Source organism: Klebsiella sp. CN_Kp113 (assembly GCF_040064585.1).
Lineage (GTDB): Bacteria > Pseudomonadota > Gammaproteobacteria > Enterobacterales > Enterobacteriaceae > Klebsiella > Klebsiella michiganensis.
The window spans coordinates 121,900-138,766 of sequence record NZ_JBEAID010000010.1 but is presented as its reverse complement, the minus strand read 5'-3'; the positions used below and the strand labels follow the sequence as shown (position 1 = coordinate 138,766).

16 protein-coding genes are annotated in these 16,867 nt (G+C 60.9%); 8 read left to right on the top strand and 8 right to left on the bottom strand.

Annotated features, from left to right (window positions below):
* Positions 1–78 precede the first annotated feature (78 nt).
* The 3 genes from ABLV30_RS04935 (at position 79) to ABLV30_RS04925 (ending at position 2,599) form a co-directional block, all read left to right on the top strand.
* Positions 79–1,086, top strand: coding sequence for a zinc-binding alcohol dehydrogenase family protein (locus ABLV30_RS04935; RefSeq protein ID WP_265801209.1), 1,008 nt, complete (start codon positions 79–81; stop codon positions 1,084–1,086).
* A gap of 1 nt (position 1,087) precedes the next feature.
* Positions 1,088–1,390 carry a putative quinol monooxygenase gene (locus ABLV30_RS04930; RefSeq protein ID WP_047722807.1) on the top strand — a complete coding sequence of 101 codons (303 nt, stop codon included), beginning with the start codon at positions 1,088–1,090 and terminating at the stop codon, positions 1,388–1,390.
* A 159-nt stretch (positions 1,391–1,549) separates the two neighbouring features.
* Positions 1,550–2,599 carry an NAD(P)-dependent alcohol dehydrogenase gene (locus ABLV30_RS04925; protein ID WP_014227281.1) on the top strand — a complete coding sequence of 350 codons (1,050 nt, stop codon included), beginning with the start codon at positions 1,550–1,552 and terminating at the stop codon, positions 2,597–2,599.
* Here ABLV30_RS04925 and ABLV30_RS04920 read toward each other — a convergent pair.
* Together ABLV30_RS04920 and ABLV30_RS04915 are read right to left on the bottom strand one after the other, a co-directional pair.
* Positions 2,596–3,549 carry a helix-turn-helix domain-containing protein gene (locus tag ABLV30_RS04920; RefSeq protein WP_032751845.1) on the bottom strand — a complete coding sequence of 318 codons (954 nt, stop codon included), beginning with the start codon at positions 3,547–3,549 and terminating at the stop codon, positions 2,596–2,598. The genes ABLV30_RS04925 and ABLV30_RS04920 overlap by 4 nt on opposite strands.
* Before the next feature lie 14 nt (positions 3,550–3,563).
* Positions 3,564–4,343, bottom strand: coding sequence for an MBL fold metallo-hydrolase (locus ABLV30_RS04915; protein ID WP_064375678.1), 780 nt, complete (start codon positions 4,341–4,343; stop codon positions 3,564–3,566).
* Between the two features lie 169 nt (positions 4,344–4,512).
* Between ABLV30_RS04915 and ABLV30_RS04910 the strand changes: the two genes are divergently transcribed.
* Positions 4,513–5,067, top strand: coding sequence for an NUDIX hydrolase (locus ABLV30_RS04910; protein ID WP_064406011.1), 555 nt, complete (start codon positions 4,513–4,515; stop codon positions 5,065–5,067).
* Here the strand turns inward: ABLV30_RS04910 and ABLV30_RS04905 are convergent.
* The 4 genes from ABLV30_RS04905 to ABLV30_RS04890 all read right to left on the bottom strand — a co-directional run bounded on the left by ABLV30_RS04905 (position 5,059) and on the right by ABLV30_RS04890 (position 8,312).
* On the bottom strand, positions 5,059–5,919 hold the full coding sequence (locus ABLV30_RS04905; RefSeq protein ID WP_014839817.1) for a DMT family transporter: 861 nt from the start codon (positions 5,917–5,919) through the stop codon (positions 5,059–5,061). The two genes, ABLV30_RS04910 and ABLV30_RS04905, sit on opposite strands and share 9 nt — an antisense overlap.
* 24 nt (positions 5,920–5,943) lie before the next feature.
* Positions 5,944–6,753, bottom strand: a complete 810-nt coding sequence (gene nlpA / locus ABLV30_RS04900) for a lipoprotein NlpA (RefSeq protein WP_025107595.1) — start codon at positions 6,751–6,753, stop codon at positions 5,944–5,946.
* 261 nt (positions 6,754–7,014) lie between these two features.
* On the bottom strand, positions 7,015–7,485 hold the full coding sequence (locus tag ABLV30_RS04895) for a nuclear transport factor 2 family protein (RefSeq protein WP_014227287.1): 471 nt from the start codon (positions 7,483–7,485) through the stop codon (positions 7,015–7,017).
* A 206-nt stretch (positions 7,486–7,691) separates the two neighbouring features.
* Positions 7,692–8,312: a pyridoxamine 5'-phosphate oxidase family protein gene (locus tag ABLV30_RS04890; RefSeq protein WP_025107593.1), complete on the bottom strand. Its 621-nt coding sequence runs from the start codon at positions 8,310–8,312 to the stop codon at positions 7,692–7,694.
* A 102-nt stretch (positions 8,313–8,414) separates the two neighbouring features.
* Here ABLV30_RS04890 and ABLV30_RS04885 point away from each other — a divergent pair, with 102 nt between their 5' ends.
* Positions 8,415–9,329: a LysR family transcriptional regulator gene (locus ABLV30_RS04885; protein ID WP_265801203.1), complete on the top strand. Its 915-nt coding sequence runs from the start codon at positions 8,415–8,417 to the stop codon at positions 9,327–9,329.
* Here ABLV30_RS04885 and ABLV30_RS04880 read toward each other — a convergent pair.
* Entirely contained in the window at positions 9,326–10,822 is a 1,497-nt protein-coding gene (locus ABLV30_RS04880; protein WP_032695129.1) for an MDR family MFS transporter, read from the bottom strand. The two genes, ABLV30_RS04885 and ABLV30_RS04880, sit on opposite strands and share 4 nt — an antisense overlap.
* Before the next feature lie 80 nt (positions 10,823–10,902).
* Between ABLV30_RS04880 and ABLV30_RS04875 the strand changes: the two genes are divergently transcribed.
* On the top strand, positions 10,903–11,550 hold the full coding sequence (locus tag ABLV30_RS04875; protein ID WP_064357603.1) for a TetR/AcrR family transcriptional regulator: 648 nt from the start codon (positions 10,903–10,905) through the stop codon (positions 11,548–11,550).
* Positions 11,551–11,764: 214 nt separating this feature from the next.
* Here ABLV30_RS04875 and ABLV30_RS04870 read toward each other — a convergent pair whose 3' ends face one another.
* Positions 11,765–12,181 (bottom strand): GNAT family N-acetyltransferase, encoded by a 417-nt coding sequence (locus ABLV30_RS04870; protein ID WP_047722801.1) that lies wholly within the window; start codon positions 12,179–12,181, stop codon positions 11,765–11,767.
* Between the two features lie 453 nt (positions 12,182–12,634).
* On the opposite strand from ABLV30_RS04870, the gene ABLV30_RS04865 reads away from it, so the two are divergent.
* Together ABLV30_RS04865 and eefB are read left to right on the top strand one after the other, a co-directional pair.
* Positions 12,635–13,759, top strand: coding sequence for an efflux RND transporter periplasmic adaptor subunit (locus tag ABLV30_RS04865; protein ID WP_014227293.1), 1,125 nt, complete (start codon positions 12,635–12,637; stop codon positions 13,757–13,759).
* On the top strand, positions 13,759–16,866 hold the full coding sequence (gene eefB, locus ABLV30_RS04860; RefSeq protein ID WP_049078925.1) for a multidrug efflux RND transporter permease subunit EefB: 3,108 nt from the start codon (positions 13,759–13,761) through the stop codon (positions 16,864–16,866). The genes ABLV30_RS04865 and eefB overlap by 1 nt, the downstream gene beginning before the upstream one ends.
* The last annotated feature ends 1 nt before the right edge of the window (position 16,867 follow it).

The window sequence follows — 16,867 nt, the reverse complement described above, 5'->3', positions numbered from 1 at the left end:
GGGCCATTTTTCCCCCGCGTGCCGCGGTCTATCCTCAATACATTCAAACGATGAACCTTATTCAAAACCGGAGAGTGTATGAAAGCGATCGCCATTACCCGCGCGGCGGCAGAAGGCAGCAATATTCCTTTTTTAACCGACATCGAGCTGCCGCAGCCGGTTGCCGAGGGACATGACCTGCTGGTTGAAGTGAAGGCTATTTCCGTCAACCCGGTGGATACCAAAGTCCGCGCCGGGTTTAACGCCGATACCCCGCGCGTGCTGGGCTGGGACGCGGTGGGCGTGGTGAAAGCCGTCGGCAGCGCGGTGACGCTGTTCGCCGCGGGAGATGAAGTGTGGTACGCCAGCGCGCTGGGCCGTCCTGGCAGCAACAGCGAGTTTCAGTTAGTGGATGAGCGCATCGTCGCCCGCAAACCGCGTTCTCTGGATAATGCCGCCGCCGCCGCGCTGCCGCTCACCGCCATTACCGCCTGGGAGCTGCTGTTCCACCGTCTTGGCGTAGAGGAAGGCGGCAACGCGGGTGACACGCTGCTGATCGTCGGCGCGGCGGGCGGCGTCGGTTCGATACTGACCCAGCTCGCCAGCAAGCTCACCGGTATGACGGTCATTGGCACCGCCTCGCGTCCGGAAAGCCAGAAATGGGTACGGGAAGCGGGCGCGCATCATGTTATCGATCACAGCAAACCGCTCGCCGAAGAGCTGGCGCGGATTGGCGTCAAAGCGGTGACCCACGTCGCCAGCCTGACCAATACCGACCAGCACTATCCGCAGCTGATCGCCGCTCTCGCACCGCAGGGCAAGCTGGCGCTCATTGACGACCCGGAAACCCTCGACGTGGTGCCGCTGAAGGCGAAAAGCATCTCCCTGCACTGGGAATTTATGTTTACCCGCTCGATGTTCGACACGCCGGACATGATCGCCCAGCATCAGCTGCTGACCCGCGTGGCGGCGCTGATAGACGACAACACCATTAAGACCACCCTCGGCGAGCACTACGGCGCCATCACCGCCGCCAATCTGCAAAAAGCGCACGCGCAGCTGGAAACCGGGCGCTCGGTGGGCAAAATCGTGCTGGAGGGTTTTTAAGATGAGCGGCGAGGCGATTTCACTTATCGCGGTGCTGACGGCAAAACCGGGCCGCAGCGACGCGCTGCGCCAGGCCCTGCAGGCGCTGCTGCTGCCGACGCGTCAGGAGCCAGGCAACCTCGATTACGCCCTGTTTCAGCTGCGCGATGCGCCGGATACGTTCTATATGCGCGAATCCTGGCGCAATCAGGAAGCGCTGGACGCGCATATCGCCCTGCCGCACTTCCAGGATTTTATTGCGCAGATGGATAGCCTGCTTGCCGGGCCGCTGCGGCTGGATTATCTGACGCCCGTCGCGCCCTGATATTTTCTACATTCCATTTGCGGGGGTGAGCCCATCTTTAACCCTTTGAGCTCTCCCCCACCCATCGCGCCTCAACCAGGCTACGCTTGATCCTGCCGCTCAAAAAACGCTCTCCCCCCTCCGTTTTATTCAACGCCGTTATGTAGAAGAGGTTTTGCTATGCAGATCAACGCTATTGGAACGAACTCGGCCAGCCAGCCGTTGGGGTCTATGGCCATCACCCGCCGCGAACCGGGGCCGGACGATGTGCAGATCGCCATTGATTATTGCGGCGTCTGCCACTCGGATGTACACCAGGCCCGCTCCGAGTGGGCAGGGACACTCTATCCCTGCGTGCCGGGCCATGAAATCGTCGGCCGGGTGACCGCTGTAGGCAGCCGGGTCTCCGGCCACGCCGTTGGCGATCTGGTGGGCGTCGGCTGTATGGTCGACAGCTGTAAAGAGTGCGAGGAGTGCCGGGACGGGCTGGAAAACTATTGCGATCGTATGGTGCTCACCTATAACGGCCCGACGCAGGACGCGCCCGGCCACACGCTCGGCGGTTACTCCCAGCAGATCGTTGTGCATCAGCGCTACGTGCTGCGCGTCCGCCATCCCAAAGAGCAGCTGGCCGCCGTCGCGCCGCTGCTGTGCGCGGGCATCACGACTTACTCGCCGCTACGCCACTGGAACGTCGGGCCGGGCAAAAAAGTCGGCATCGTGGGCATTGGCGGGCTGGGGCATATGGGCATCAAGTTGGCCCACGCCATGGGCGCCCACGTGGTGGCCTTTACCACCTCGGAGTCCAAGCGTGACGCGGCGCGGGAGCTGGGCGCGGACGAAGTGGTGGTCTCGCGCAACGAAAACGAAATGGCCGCCCACCTGAAGAGCTTCGACTTCATACTCAACACCGTGGCGGCGCCGCATAACCTCGATGCCTTCACCACCCTGCTCAAACGCGACGGCACCATGACGCTGGTGGGCGCGCCCGCCACGCCGCATCCCTCGCCGGAAGTGTTTAATCTGATCTTCCGCCGCCGGTCAATTGCCGGGTCGATGATCGGCGGCATCCCGGAAACCCAGGAGATGCTCGATTTCTGCGCCGAGCACGGTATCGTCGCCGATATAGAGCTGATTCGCGGCGACCAGATTAACGAGGCCTGGGAGCGGATGATTAAAGGCGACGTGAAATACCGCTTCGTCATCGACAGCGCCACGCTCGGCGGCTAAGCCCCGCGACGAAAAGTGCGCCGCCACTCCGCCGGGCTGACGCCAAAGCGCGCTTTAAACTGCTGGCGCCAGGTTACGGCGGAGCGATAGCCCACTTCCTCCGCCACCTGCCCGACCGGTAAATCCCCGGCCTCCAGCAGGATCTGGCTGCGCCGCAGGCGCTCGGCGGCCAGCCAGTCGGCGATGCCCATGCCGGTCGCTTTGGCGAAATGGCGGGTCAGGGTTCGGCGGCTCATCGCCGCCACCTGCGCCAGCGAGTCGAGATTATGCGGTTCGCGGATGTGCTGCTGGAGATACTCAAGCAGGCCGTTTATCCGCGCGTCGCGGGTGTTTTTGGGTACCGGCTGGGCGATAAACTGCGCCTGGCCGCCCTCACGGTGCGGCGGGACGATCATCCGCCGGGCGATCTGATTGGCGACAAGGCTGCCAAAACGCTGGCGAATGAGATACAGGCAGCAGTCGAGCGCCGCCGCGGTGCCCGCCGAGGTGATAATCCCCTCATCGTCAACGTACAGCGCGTTGATATCCAGCCGCACCTGTGGAAACAGGCGCTGAAAATCCTGCTCAAACTCCCAGTGGGTCGCCGCGCGCCTGTCGTCCAGCAGCCCGGCGTAGCCGAGTACAAACGCCCCGAGGCACAGGCCGACGATCTGCGCACCGTTATTGCGCGCGCGAACCAGGCCGTCAAGCAGCGGCTGCGGTGGGCGCTGATTCACCGCCCCCCAGTAAGGCACCACCACGATATCCGCCTGCGCCAGGAGGGAAAAATCGCCGCTGGCGTTCAGCGCGAAGCCGTCGCGGGCGCTGAGCAGCCCCGGCCGTTCGGCGCAAATATGCAGGTTAAAGCGTTTGGTTTCCGAGACCGTATCGCCAAACAGCATACAGGGCACCGAGTAGTGAAACGGGCTAAACCCGTCCACCGCCACAATCGCCACTTCCGTGAGTTTCATCGCCCACTCCGCTTCTAAAAGACCATACTTTCCCCATCCTGCGGGATGCTGACCGCTTCGGCAATCTGATTGTCAGCCACGTACTGGCGCAGCTCATCGCGGCTCAGCAGACAGTGGTTCACCGCATCCATATGGCTGGCGACGATTTTGGCTTCCGGCAGGACGAAGTGCGCCTTCAGCACATCCTCTTTGCCCATGATGATCGGCCCAAAACCGATGACGTGCGCATACCCGGCATTCAGCACCACCACGTCAGGGCGCAGCCTGAGCATGTCGGCTTCCACTGCATCGCGCCAGATGGTGTCCCCCACCAGCCATAGGGTTTTCTCCTGCGGATGGCGCAGCACCACGCCGCAGGCTTCGCCCAGGCGCTCGGCCATTGCCGGCACCGCATAAGTGCGGTCGCTGCCGTGCTGGCCCGAGGTGGTTTTCACCAGCGCAACGTCAGCAAACGCGCTGTCCTCAGAGAGCAGACGAATATCGCAAAAGCCCTGGCCGCGCAGCAGCTGTCCGTCGGCATCATGCTGGACATAAACCGGCAGGGTTTTGGGGATCGCGGCGATCGCCGCCTCGTCCCAGTGATCCTGATGAGTGTGGGTGACGATAACCGCATCCACGTCAACGATCGTTTCGATGGAAAAAGGCAGTTCCACCAGCGGGTTACGCAACTCGCTGCGCGCGGTACCGGCAAAGCCCGCCCAGGCGCCTTTGGCAGAAAGCATCGGGTCAATCAGAAACTTTTTACCCGCATAATCAATAAGCTGGGTGGCATTACGCACATGGGTGATTTTCATGATGTTCATTCCTCTTTGCGGTCATCTGCTGAACATCGTACGTCCCACAAGCCTGGCGCAATATGGGCGTTTGGGCAATGAACGATGAAATCGGGCCAATCTGCGACGGTTGCCATCGGCTCCCGGCTATGGTGTGCTGAACGCTCAACTTTGAGGAACAGTGGCTACGATGAAAAAGAAACTCACCTCCGCCGATATGCACGATGTCGAGGTTCTGGCAGACACCCCATGGTTCAGCATGCGCAAGGTCGGAATTGATATGGCCCCCGGCGATCGGCGGGATTTTTACTCCATTCACTATCCTCGCCCGGCGGTGGGGATTGTGGCGATGCAGGATGACAAAGTGCTGCTGATTCGCCACTACCGTTACCTGATCGATCGGGTGGTGTGGGCGATTCCTTCCGGCGGCGTCGATGAAGGCGAAGACCCGCGCGAGGCGGCCCTGCGCGAGCTGCGGGAAGAGACCGGCTGGCAGGCGCAGCGCGCCGACGAAATTATCCGCTATAACCCCTCCTACGGCAGCAGCGACCAGCTATTTATTACCTGGCTGGCCCACGATTTGACCTGGGTGGGAATGGATGAAGATCAGGATGAAGTGATGGAAACGGGCTGGTTTACCCTCGAAGAGATAGGCCAGCTGATCGCCCGCGGCGAGATGCCGGACGGGCTATCGCTGGTGCCGCTGCTGCATCTGATGGCGCAGCGGCGCACCGGTTTAGCGTAGCGGCTTCAGCATCCGCCAGCGGAACCACAGCTGAGCGACGAGGATCAGCAGGCCGCCGATAATTTTCTGCAGCGGTAGCTGTTCGCCGTACCACAGCGCGGCGGCAATCACCGTGAGCAGCGGTTCCAGCACCATAATAATCGCCGCGCTGGCGACCGCCGCGTACTTCTGCCCCTTCATTTGCAGGCCGAAGCGCAGGCTGGTGGCGATAACGATGCTGGCGAGCAGCCAGCCGAAGGTCGGCAGGGTAAACGGCTGAGTCCAGCTTTCAACGGCGGCGGAGATCCCCAGTCCGACAATGCCGGTAATGCCGAGCTGCACGGTGGTCAGCGGTATCAGCGGCACCTCGCGGGCGCTTTTGCTGGTGTAGCAAAACCAGATCGATTGCACCAGCGCGGTCAACAGGAACCAGCCCTGGCTGGGGTGAAACGCAATCGGCATATGCAGGCTGAGTAAGCCGAGACCGACAACCGCAATCGGCAGGCACTCCCAGTAGGCCCGCGCCGGCCGCGCCTTCATCATCACCCATGCGGTAAGCGGCACGAACAGCATCGACAGGCTCATGATAAACGCCCCTTCGCCCAGCGACGGGGTCGTTGATACCGAGTAGATCCACAGGCACAGGTTTAGCGCAAACCACAGGCCGCTGATAATCATGCGCGGCCACTGCTGCCTCTCGACGCGAAGGCCGCGGCAGAAAGGCAGCAGCAGCAGCGCGGCGAAGAAAAAGCGCAGGCCGAGGAAAGCGAAAACCGGCATGCCGGCAATCGCTTCACGGGAAAAAATCCATCCGCAGGCGGCGATAACCGTCGCGGCTATGAGCAGCAAATCAGCCTGGCGTTGCCGGGTCATCGCCACGTCTCCTTGTGTGAGTGATTACCAGCCGGGCACCGCGCCGCCGTTGAAGATCGTCTCCGCCGCCTTCGCCACCTCCGGCGACTGGTAGGACTGGATAAACGCTTTGACGTTTTCCGCGTCTTTGTTGTCTTCGCGGGTCACGATAATGTTCACATAGGGCGAGTTTTTATCTTCAATAAAGATACCGTCGCGCACCGGGGAAAGGCCGGTCTGCTGCAGGTAGGTGGTGCTGATGATCGCCACGTCGACCTTCGGGTCGTCGATGACGCGCGGCAGCTGTGCTCCTTCCAGCTCCATAATTTTCAGGTGATGCGGGTTGTCAATGATATCAACCGCCGTCGGCAGCAGGCCGGTGCCCGCTTTGAGGGTAATCAGCTTTTCCTGCTGGAGCAGAAGCAGCGCGCGGCCCAGGTTGGTCGGGTCGTTCGGAATGGCGATGGTCGCGCCGTCTTTCAGCTCGGCGACGGATTTTATTTTGCGCGAGTAGCCCGCCATCGGGAAGACGAAAGTGTTGCCTACCGCCACCAGGCGATAGTTGTGGGCTTTATTATCCTGTTCGAGGAACGGGCGATGCTGAAAGACGTTGGCGTCCAGATCGCCGGCGTTGGTGGACTCATTCGGCAGCAGCGAGCCGCTAAAGCCCACCAGCTCCACGTCGAGGCCATATTTCTCTTTAGCCACTTTCTTCGCCACTTCCGCCACATCCTGTTCCGCGCCGTTAATCACGCCGACTTTAATGTGTTTCGCATCGCTGCCCTTCTGGTCGCAGCCCGCCAGCAGCAGGCCCGCCAGCACCACGGCGGCGGCTGTCCGTAAACGCAATTTCATTGTTATCACCCCGTCAGTCCATAGAAATCGTTATTATTTTTTCGTCTGAAACTATAACGACTTTGTGCTGGGGTTTTAAACGCAAAAACCGCAACCGGAAATAAAATCATCTTCCCCCTTTCTCCCGGGGGCAGGCGCGATGCGCCTGCCCGGGCTACGGGTTCACCGTCGGCTGCGATCGAGTAGCCCGGACAGGTGCGCAGCGCCGCCTCCGGGGATCTCTTCAACGGTGAGGCTCGCTGCGCAGAACGGGGACGCGCCTTACAGCCCCAGCTCGCTCAGCCCCGGGTGATCGTCCGGGCGACGGCCCTGGGGCCAGTGAAACAGACGCTCGCTCTCGGTGATGGGCAGATCGTTGATGCAGGCGTAGCGCGTCTGCATCAGTCCGTGCTCGTCGAATTCCCAGTTCTCGTTGCCGTAGGAGCGAAACCAGTTGCCGCTGTCGTCGTGCCACTCATAGGCAAAGCGTACCGCAATACGGTTATCGCTCCACGCCCACAGTTCCTTAATCAGCCGGTACTCCTGCTCTTTACGCCATTTGCGCTGCAGGAAGTCGATAATCTGCGTTCTGCCGTGAACAAATTCGCTGCGGTTACGCCATTCGCTCTCGACGGTATAGGCCAGCGCGACCTTAGCGGCATCGCGGCTGTTCCAGCCATCTTCAGCGGCACGGACTTTTTGTGCGGCGCTCTCGCGGGTGAACGGCGGCAGAGGCGGACGTTGTTCGGTCATCATGAATCTCCTGTATGAATACCCTTCATACTTCAAGTTGCTTATGTGTTGGCTACGGATTACTCGGCCCATCCATGGGCCTCGCCCTCACGGGCCGTCGCAAGCGACGTTCAAATCTGCTCCCGGCAGATTTGTCGTTCACCCCAGTCACATAGTTATCTATGCTCCTGGGGACTCACTCCCTTGCCGCCTTTAAGCAACTCGAATTATTTTGGGTATATAAGCTGCTGCAGGCGCTGATTTTCCCGCTCCAGTTCGTCAATACGCTGTTGCAGCGTCTGGCTATACTCCGCCACCTGCCGGGCGGTGTAGCGGGGGGTAATATGCTGCGGGCAGTTCCAGTCAAAAGCCTGTAAGTGGAAACGGTAGATGCGCTCAATCCGGGCCCGATAGTTCTCCGGCGCGACCTGCGCCAGCAGCTGCGGGTCGGCATCCACCGCCACAACCTCTACGGTGGCGTAGATTTTCAGCCTGGCACGGCGCGGGTAATCCATCAAAAACAGACAGGCCCGATCGCTGCCGCGCAGGTTGCCGGTGGTGATGTACTGGCGATTACCGGAAAAATCCGCCATCGCCAGGGTGGTTTCATCCAGCAGATGCAGAAAGCCCACCGGGCCGCCGCGATGCTGAATATAGGGCCAGCCGGTTTGCGAAAGGGTGGCCAGATAGAAGCTGTCGCGGGTGGCAATCATCGCCTCCTCGCTGGCGCCGAAGCGCTCACCCCGGCGCTGGCGATGCGGCGACTGCCACAGCTCATCGCTGCCCATTTCATGCTGGACATCCATCACGTCCGGCGTCATGGCGATATCAAGAAATTCTGCTGGCATAGGTCCTCCCGATGCGTTGCGGCGTAACTCATCATGGACTGTGCTGGCAGAAAAGATAATAGTGGCAATATGACAATCATCTTTCCGTAAAACGGGATAATTATGGACCGACTCAGCGCGATGGCGCTGCTGGTGAAAGTGGCCGAACTCGGCAGCATGTCGGCGGCGGCGCGGGCGCTGAATATGCCCCTGACCACCGTTAGCCGCCAGATTGGCGAACTGGAAAATACCCTCGGCGTGCGCCTGATGATCCGCACCACCCGCAAGCTGACGCTGACCGATGCCGGCGTCGATTATGTCGCCGCCGCGCGGCGCATTCTCGAAGAGGTGGAGAACGCCGAGCGCCGGGCGGCGGGCGAATATCAGGAGCCAAAAGGCGAACTGGTTCTCTCAGCCCCAACCATGTTCGGTCGTCAGCATGTTTTGCCGGTGGTGACGGATTTTCTCGCCCGCTACCCGCAGATTCGCGTCCGTTTACTGCTTAGCGACCGCAACGCCGATCTGGTGGGCGATCATATTGATTTAGCGGTGCGTATCGGCACGCTGCCGGACAGCGGGATGGTGGCCACCCGGCTGGGCGAGATGCGCATTGTGACCTGCGCGCACCCGGCTTTGCTGGAAAAACACGGCATACCCGAACGCCCGCGCGAGCTGGCCGCGCTACCGATCATTCGTATTGAATCGCCGATGCCTTATCGCGGCTGGCGCTTTAACGCCGAAGAGGCGGAGGACCGGCTGGTGGCGCTGCAGCCGGTGCTGTCGCTGACCACGCCGGAGAGCGCCGCCGACGCCGCCCGCCTGAGGGCCGGCGTGGCGCGCCTGCTGCATTACCAGGCGATTGACGGCCTGGCCCGCGGCGAGCTGAAGCTGCTCCTGCAGGCGATGGAACCAGAGCCTGCACCGGTGCACCTGCTGTACACCTCGCGGGATCTGGCTCCGCTTAAGCTGCGTAAATTTATCGATTTCGCCGCGCCGGCTCTGCGTCGGGCGCTGCTGCGTATTGCCGCCGCCGTCTAGCGTGTGCCGGTTTTCAGCGGCGCTTCTTTCAGTAGCCAGGAGAGGGCAAACGCCACCGCCATAATGCAGGCCGCCATCAGAAACGCCGCATGGATAGCGGACCCGAAGGCATCCAGATAATCGAGGCGGATCTCCGCCGGCAGGTTCTGTACCGCCGCCGGGTTCAGCGCCCTCGGCAGCTGCGCGCCTTCCGGCAGCAGGCGCTGGAGATTGCTTTGCAGCACGTGAGTAAACACCGCCCCAAACAGCGCCACGCCGATGGAACCGCCAATCGATCGAAACAGCGTGACCCCGGAGGTCGCCACGCCGTACATCTGCGCGGGCATCGCGTTCTGTACCGCCAGCACCAGCACCTGCATCACCAGCCCCAGGCCCGCCCCCAGTACGCCGGTAAACAGGTACAGCTGCCACATCGCGGAGTGGATGGTGATGCGCGTCAGCAGCACCATGCCGACGACCCCCAACAGGGTGCCGATAATCGGAAATACGCGATACTTGCCGGTGCGGCTGATAATGCGCCCGCTGACGATCGAGGTCAGCAGCAGGCCGCCCATCAGCGGGATCAGCTGCAGGCCCGCCTCGGTCGGCGTCGCCTCTTTGACCACCTGCAAATAGAGGGGCAGGAAGGTCACCGAGCCGAACAGCGCCATGCCGATAACAAAGCCAATCAGGCTGCACAGCAAAAAGCTGCGGTTGCGAAACAAGGAGAGCGGAATAATCGGCTCGCTGGCCAGCCGCTCTTCATGAATAAAGCCAACGATCCCGACCAGGCCAAACGCCAGGATGCACCAGAGCTGCGGGTCGCTCCACGCGCGGACGCTGCCGCCCTCGGAGGTAAACAGGATGATGCACAGCAGCGCCATGCTGAGGTAAATCGCCCCCAGCCAGTCGATCTGGTGCTGGCTGCGCTTGTTGCTGCTGTGAAAAACCGCACCGATCACCAGCAGCGCAAACAGCCCCAGCGGCAGGTTGATGTAAAAAATCCAGCGCCAGGAGGCGTGCTGCACCAGGAAGCCGCCGATTAACGGCCCGATTACCGTCGCCAGGCCAAAGACGCCGCCGAACAGGCCCTGATAGCGGCCGCGATTCGCCGGCGGGATGACGTCAGCCACCGCCGCCATGCTGATCACCATCAGGCCGCCGCCGCCCAGCCCCTGCAGGCCGCGCATCAGCACCAGCTGGGTCATATTTTGCGCCAGCCCGCAGAGGGCGGAACCGGCAAGAAACAGCACAATCGCCACCTGCAGAACGATTTTGCGCCCGAACAGATCGCCGAATTTGCCGTACAGCGGCACCGCGATGGTCGAACTCAGGATGTAGGCGGTGACCACCCAGGAGAGCTTATCCAGCCCGCCGAGCTCGCCGACGATGGTCGGCAGCGCGGTGGAAACGATAGTCTGATCCAGCGCCGAGAGCAGCATCACCAGCAGCAGGGCGCTGAAGAGCAGGCGGATCGAGGGCACCGCCGGTTGGCTGGCGATTTCAGATGTCATAGCATCACTCGCTTGAAATTAATTAAATGCATAATTAATATTTAGGGAAATGATGAATCTGGTCAAGGGATCGCCACAGGATGTCAGCACAAAAAGACAACGAAGCCCCGCGTCGTCCCGGTCGCCCGCGCGGGCAGAAATCCGGCTCCGCCAACCGCGAACAGCTGATGGATATTGCCCTGGCGCTGTTTGCGCGCCACGGGATCGCCCGCATTTCGCTGAACGCCATCGCCAAAGAGGCGGGGGTAACGCCCGCGATGCTGCACTACTACTTCAGCTCGCGCGAAGCGCTGGTGGAAAAGCTGGTCGAAGAGCGCTTTATGCCGCTACGCAGCGAGATCGGACAAATTTTTGTCGCGCACGGCGACGATCCGGTCACCGCTTTTACGCTGCTTATTGAAACCCTGGCGGCCATGGCGGAGAAAAACGCGTGGTTCGCGCCGCTGTGGATGCAGGAGATCATCGGCGAGATGCCTGTGCTGCGCCAGCATATGCACGCGCGTTTTGGCGATGAGAAGTACCACAAGATGCTGGAGACGGTGCGCCGCTGGCAGAGGGAGGGCAAGCTTAATCCGGCGCTCTCCCCGGAGCTGCTGTTTACCACCCTGATAAGCCTGGTGCTGGTGCCGTTTTCCCGCACCCACACCGATTCGCGGTTGCAATCGGTAGACCGGAAGATGATTGTCAGCCACGCCCTGGCCCTGATAGGCCGGGGGATCGGCGGCTAATTCCCCCGGCTCGCGCTGCGCTTAGCCGGGCTACAGGTTCACAGCCGTCTGCAATCCTGGGAATACAATCCGGTTCACAACCGCCTGCGATCGGGTAGCCCGGATAAGGCGACAGCCGCCATCCGGGGGATTCAATCCGCTTCACAGCCGCCTGCGTTCGGGTAGCCCGGACAGGCGCACAGCGCCGCCTCCGGGAGGGTCTCCTGGGCCTGCTTTACAATACTTTCGATAAATAATGGCGCTGCATACCCGCGTGCGGGAAGTCCGGCAGCGACATCTGCAGCTGATAGCCCAGCTTCTGATAAAACGGCAGCGCCTGAAAGCTGAACGTATCCACCAGCACGTGGCTGCAGCCGCGCGCCCGCGCCTGGTTTTCCGCTTCATGCATCAGCTCGCTGCCAAGGCCGCTGCCGCGCGAGGCTTCGCTGACCCACAGATAGTCAATACACAGCCAGCTGCCCTTGCGTTTGCCGATCAACCCGCCGCGCATCGCGCCAGCGTCATCGCGTGAATAAACGCCCAGCTCGCCGAACTGAGCCGGGTCCAGAAAGCGCAGATTGTATTCCCGTAGCCCCGCCAGCAGCTCTTCTTGATCGGCGGGATTAATGTTCTCTGTTATTATTAATGTCATTGATTATCTCCATCTTTTATTTTTCACAGACCATTCACCACCCTACTTTCACAAAATATCCTTTTTTTCTCCATTATTTCCTGACTAAATTCCCTGCACTAAATTTTGTGTAAAAAACCTTCCCATCATTCGGTACAGACGTATAATGGGGAAAAATGAGAACGATCATTCTCAAAACCAAAAACCATGGAGAACCCCACAAGTAATGCCCTGTAGCAGGCGTTATCGCTCGGTTCAGAGCCTGTAACCGCCGTCTGATGCCGTATTCGCCGCACGGGAAAATCTCGGAAAAACCGCTTAATCAATAGCGGTATTCACCGAGTTATTTACTGCAAACAGGAATATTTATTTCCCATTGGGTTATTTGTGCTTGCCCGGAGATGCATCATCGCCCGGCCCATCACCCCGCCAGTGAATTTGCGGGGCGGACGTCGTTCATCCTGAGAAAATATAATGAAATATACTTTAGCCCCCATCGCAGCAGCATTATTTCTCCTTAGCGGGTGCGATAATGCGCAAAACGCTTCCCCGCAGCAGATGACGCAGGAAGTGGGTGTCGTTACCCTGCACGGCCAGCCTGTCCCTGTGGTGAGCAGCCTGACCGGACGCACCACCGCCTCGCTTAGCGCCGAAGTGCGCCCGCAGGTCGGCGGGATCGTGCAAAAACGCCTGTTTACCGAGGGCGATATGGTCAAAGCCGGACAGGCGCTGTACCAAATCGACCCGTCAAGCTATCGCGCGACGTTTAACGAAGCCGCCGCATCGCTGAAACAGGCCCAGGCGCTGGTCATCGCCGATTGCCAAAAAGCCCAGCGCTACGCGGTGCTGGTCAAAGATAACGGCGTCTCCCGTCAGGACGCCGATGACGCGATAGCGACATGTAACCAGGATAAGGCCAGCGTCGAGTCGAAAAAAGCGGCGCTGGAAAGCGCGCGCATCAACCTGAACTGGACCACCGTGACCGCACCGATTGCCGGGCGCATCGGGATCTCTTCCGTCACGCCGGGCGCGCTGGTGTCCGCCGATCAGGATACCGCGCTGGCGACGATCCGCGGCCTGGATACGATGTACGTCGATCTCACCCGATCCAGCGTCGATCTGCTGCGCCTGCGTAAGCAAAGCCTGGCAAGCAACAGCGATACCCTTAACGTCACCCTGACTCTTGAAGATGGCAGCACCTACAGCGAAAAAGGTCGCCTGGCGCTGACCGAAGTGGCGGTGGATGAATCGACCGGCTCGGTCACGCTGCGCGCGGTCTTTCCCAATCCGCAGCACGTGCTGCTGCCGGGGATGTTCGTTCGCGCCCGCATAGACGAAGGCATCATGAACGATGCGATCCTCGCCCCGCAGCAGGGCATCACCCGCGATGCCAAAGGCGATGCCACCGCGCTGGTGGTTGACGCTAATAACAAGGTTGAACAGCGCAGCGTGGAAACCGGCGAAACCTACGGCGACAAATGGCTTATCGTCAACGGCCTGAAGAGCGGCGACAGGTTGATTGTCGAAGGAACCGGCAAAGTGGCGCCGGGCCAGCAGGTCAAAGCCGCCGAAGTCAAAAATGACGGAGGCAACGCCTGATGTTCTCCCGTTTCTTCGTGCGACGCCCGGTCTTCGCCTGGGTTATCGCCATTCTGATTATGCTCGCCGGGATTCTGGCTATCCGCACCCTGCCGGTCGCCCAGTATCCTGACGTCGCCCCGCCGGCGATAAAAATCTCCGCCACCTACACCGGGGCCTCTGCGGAAACCCTGGAAAACAGCGTCACCCAGGTTATTGAGCAGCAGCTCACCGGACTGGACAACCTGCTCTACTTTACATCCACCAGCAGCTCCGACGGCTCGGTCAGCATTACCGTCACCTTTGAGCAGGGTACCGATCCGGATACCGCCCAGGTTCAGGTGCAGAACAAAGTGCAGCAGGCGGAATCCCGTCTGCCGAGCGAAGTTCAGCAGTCCGGCGTAACGGTGGAGAAATCGCAGAGCAGCTTCCTGCTGATCCTCGCGGTGTATGACAAAAACAACAAAGCCACCAGCTCCGACATCTCCGACTGGCTGGTCAGCAACATGCAGGATCCGATGGCGCGTATTGAAGGCGTCGGCAGCCTGCAGGTGTTCGGCGCGGAATACGCCATGCGCATCTGGATGGACCCGACCAAACTGGCCTCATATTCGCTGATGCCATCCGATGTGCAATCGGCCATTGAGGCGCAGAACGTGCAGGTGTCCGCCGGTAAAATCGGCGCGCTACCCGCCTCCAACGCGCAGCAGCTGACCGCCACCGTGCGTGCCCAGTCGCGGCTGCAAACCGTCGCCCAGTTCAAAGAGATTATCGTCAAGAGCAAGAGCGACGGTTCGGTGGTGCGCCTGAGCGACGTCGCCCGCGTTGAGATGGGCAGCGAAGATTACACCGCCTCCGCCAATCTCAACGGCCATCCGGCTGCCGGGATCGCGGTGATGATGGCGCCGGGCGCTAACGCCCTGAATACCGCGACGCTGGTGAAAAACAAGATTGCCGAGTTCCAGCGTCAGATGCCGCAGGGTTACGATATCGCCTACCCGAAAGACAGCACCGAGTTCATCAAAATCTCGGTGGAGGATGTGATTCAGACGCTGTTCGAGGCGATTATCCTCGTAGTCTGCGTGATGTATCTGTTCCTGCAAAACTTCCGCGCCACGCTGATCCCGGCGGTGGCGGTTCCGGTCGTGCTGCTGGGCACCTTCGGCGTGCTGGCGCTGTTCGGCTACTCCATCAACACCCTGACGCTGTTTGCGATGGTGCTGGCGATAGGCCTGCTGGTGGATGACGCCATCGTGGTGGTGGAAAACGTCGAGCGTATCATGCGCGACGAGGGGCTGCCCGCCCGCGAAGCCACCGAAAAATCAATGGGCGAAATCTCCGGCGCGCTGATCGCCATTGCCCTGGTGCTCTCGGCAGTGTTCCTGCCGATGGCCTTCTTCGGCGGCTCAACCGGGGTGATTTATCGCCAGTTCTCGGTGACCATTATCTCGGCGATGATGCTCTCCGTGGTGGTCGCCTTAACCTTAACCCCGGCGCTGTGCGGCGCGCTGCTGAGCCATTCTAAACCGCATACCAAAGGCTTCTTTGGCGCCTTTAACCGCCTGTGGGGACGCACCGAGCAGGGCTATCAGCATCGTGTTGTTGGCGGCCTGCGCCGCTCGGCGATGATGATGGGCGCTTTTGTCCTGATTTGCGGCGGCATGGCGCTGGCGATGTGGAAACTGCCGGGCAGCTTCCTGCCGACGGAGGATCAGGGCGAAATCATGGTCCAGTACACGCTGCCCGCCGGGGCGACGGCGGTACGTACCGCCGAGGTTCGCCGCCAGGTCACCGACTGGTTCCTGACGAAAGAGAAAGCCAATACCGACGTGATCTTTACCGTCGACGGCTTTAGCTTTAGCGGCAGCGGACAAAACGCCGGGATGGCCTTCGTGTCGCTGAAAAACTGGTCCGAACGTAAAGGCGAAGAAAATACCGCTCAGGCCATCGCCCTGCGCGCCACCAAAGAGCTCGGCGGCATTCGCGACGCCACCCTGTTCGCCATGACCCCGCCGTCGGTAGATGGCCTGGGGCAGAGCAACGGCTTCACCTTCGAACTGATGGCCAGCGGCGGCACCGATCGCGATAGCCTGATGAAAATGCGCAGCCAGCTGCTGGCCGCGGCGAATCAAAGTACCGAGCTGCAGTCGGTACGCGCCAACGATCTGCCGCAAATGCCGCAGCTGCAGGTGGATATCGATAATAACAAAGCCGTGTCGCTCGGGCTGTCGTTAAGCGATGTCACCGATACCCTTTCCAGCGCCTGGGGGGGGACCTACGTTAACGACTTTATCGATCGCGGTCGCGTGAAGAAGGTCTATATCCAGGGCGAAAGCGACGCCCGCGCCGTGCCGTCCGACCTCGGTAAATGGTTTGTGCGCGGCAGCGACGACAGCATGACGCCGTTCTCCGCCTTCGCCACCACCCGCTGGCAATACGGTCCGGAAAGCCTGGTGCGCTACAACGGTTCCGCCGCCTTTGAAATCCAGGGTGAGAACGCCAGCGGCTTCAGCTCCGGCGCGGCAATGGACAAGATGGAGGCCTTAGCCAATAACCTGCCCGCCGGTACCACCTGGGCGTGGAGCGGCATGTCGCTGCAGGAAAAACTCGCCAGCGGCCAGGCGATGAGCCTCTACGCTATCTCGATTCTGGTGGTCTTCCTGTGCCTCGCGGCGCTGTATGAGAGCTGGTCGGTACCGTTCTCGGTGATCATGGTGATCCCGCTTGGGCTGCTCGGCGCGGCGCTGGCGGCGTGGATGCGCGGTCTGAGCAATGACGTTTACTTCCAGGTGGCGCTATTAACCACCATCGGCCTGTCGTCGAAGAACGCCATTCTGATCGTCGAATTCGCTGAATCGGCGGTGGAAGAGGGCTACTCCCTGTCGCGTGCCGCCATGCGCGCCGCGCAGACCCGTCTACGCCCTATTGTGATGACCTCGCTGGCGTTTATAGCCGGGGTGCTGCCGCTGGCGATCGCCACCGGAGCCGGGGCCAACAGCCGCGTGGCGATCGGTACCGGAATTATCGGCGGCACCCTGACCGCGACGCTGCTGGCGGTGTTCTTCGTGCCGCTGTTCTTTGTGCTGGTGAAACGTTTCTTCACCCGCCATCGTTCTTCTCAGGAGTAAG

What these genes read in the sequence shown, in the direction of transcription:
- ABLV30_RS04870 (WP_047722801.1), bottom strand. Translation starts at nt 12,181, where the DNA reads ATGACATTAATAATAACAGAGAACATTAATCCCGCCGATCAAGAAGAG.
- ABLV30_RS04865 (WP_014227293.1), top strand. Translation starts at nt 12,635, where the DNA reads ATGAAATATACTTTAGCCCCCATCGCAGCAGCATTATTTCTCCTTAGC.
- ABLV30_RS04880 (WP_032695129.1), bottom strand. Translation starts at nt 10,822, where the DNA reads ATGACATCTGAAATCGCCAGCCAACCGGCGGTGCCCTCGATCCGCCTG.
- ABLV30_RS04930 (WP_047722807.1), top strand. Translation starts at nt 1,088, where the DNA reads ATGAGCGGCGAGGCGATTTCACTTATCGCGGTGCTGACGGCAAAACCG.
- nlpA (WP_025107595.1), bottom strand. Translation starts at nt 6,753, where the DNA reads ATGAAATTGCGTTTACGGACAGCCGCCGCCGTGGTGCTGGCGGGCCTG.
- eefB (WP_049078925.1), top strand. Translation starts at nt 13,759, where the DNA reads ATGTTCTCCCGTTTCTTCGTGCGACGCCCGGTCTTCGCCTGGGTTATC.
- ABLV30_RS04915 (WP_064375678.1), bottom strand. Translation starts at nt 4,343, where the DNA reads ATGAAAATCACCCATGTGCGTAATGCCACCCAGCTTATTGATTATGCG.
- ABLV30_RS04910 (WP_064406011.1), top strand. Translation starts at nt 4,513, where the DNA reads ATGAAAAAGAAACTCACCTCCGCCGATATGCACGATGTCGAGGTTCTG.
- ABLV30_RS04905 (WP_014839817.1), bottom strand. Translation starts at nt 5,919, where the DNA reads ATGACCCGGCAACGCCAGGCTGATTTGCTGCTCATAGCCGCGACGGTT.
- ABLV30_RS04890 (WP_025107593.1), bottom strand. Translation starts at nt 8,312, where the DNA reads ATGCCAGCAGAATTTCTTGATATCGCCATGACGCCGGACGTGATGGAT.
- ABLV30_RS04885 (WP_265801203.1), top strand. Translation starts at nt 8,415, where the DNA reads ATGGACCGACTCAGCGCGATGGCGCTGCTGGTGAAAGTGGCCGAACTC.
- ABLV30_RS04895 (WP_014227287.1), bottom strand. Translation starts at nt 7,485, where the DNA reads ATGACCGAACAACGTCCGCCTCTGCCGCCGTTCACCCGCGAGAGCGCC.
- ABLV30_RS04875 (WP_064357603.1), top strand. Translation starts at nt 10,903, where the DNA reads ATGTCAGCACAAAAAGACAACGAAGCCCCGCGTCGTCCCGGTCGCCCG.
- ABLV30_RS04935 (WP_265801209.1), top strand. Translation starts at nt 79, where the DNA reads ATGAAAGCGATCGCCATTACCCGCGCGGCGGCAGAAGGCAGCAATATT.
- ABLV30_RS04925 (WP_014227281.1), top strand. Translation starts at nt 1,550, where the DNA reads ATGCAGATCAACGCTATTGGAACGAACTCGGCCAGCCAGCCGTTGGGG.
- ABLV30_RS04920 (WP_032751845.1), bottom strand. Translation starts at nt 3,549, where the DNA reads ATGAAACTCACGGAAGTGGCGATTGTGGCGGTGGACGGGTTTAGCCCG.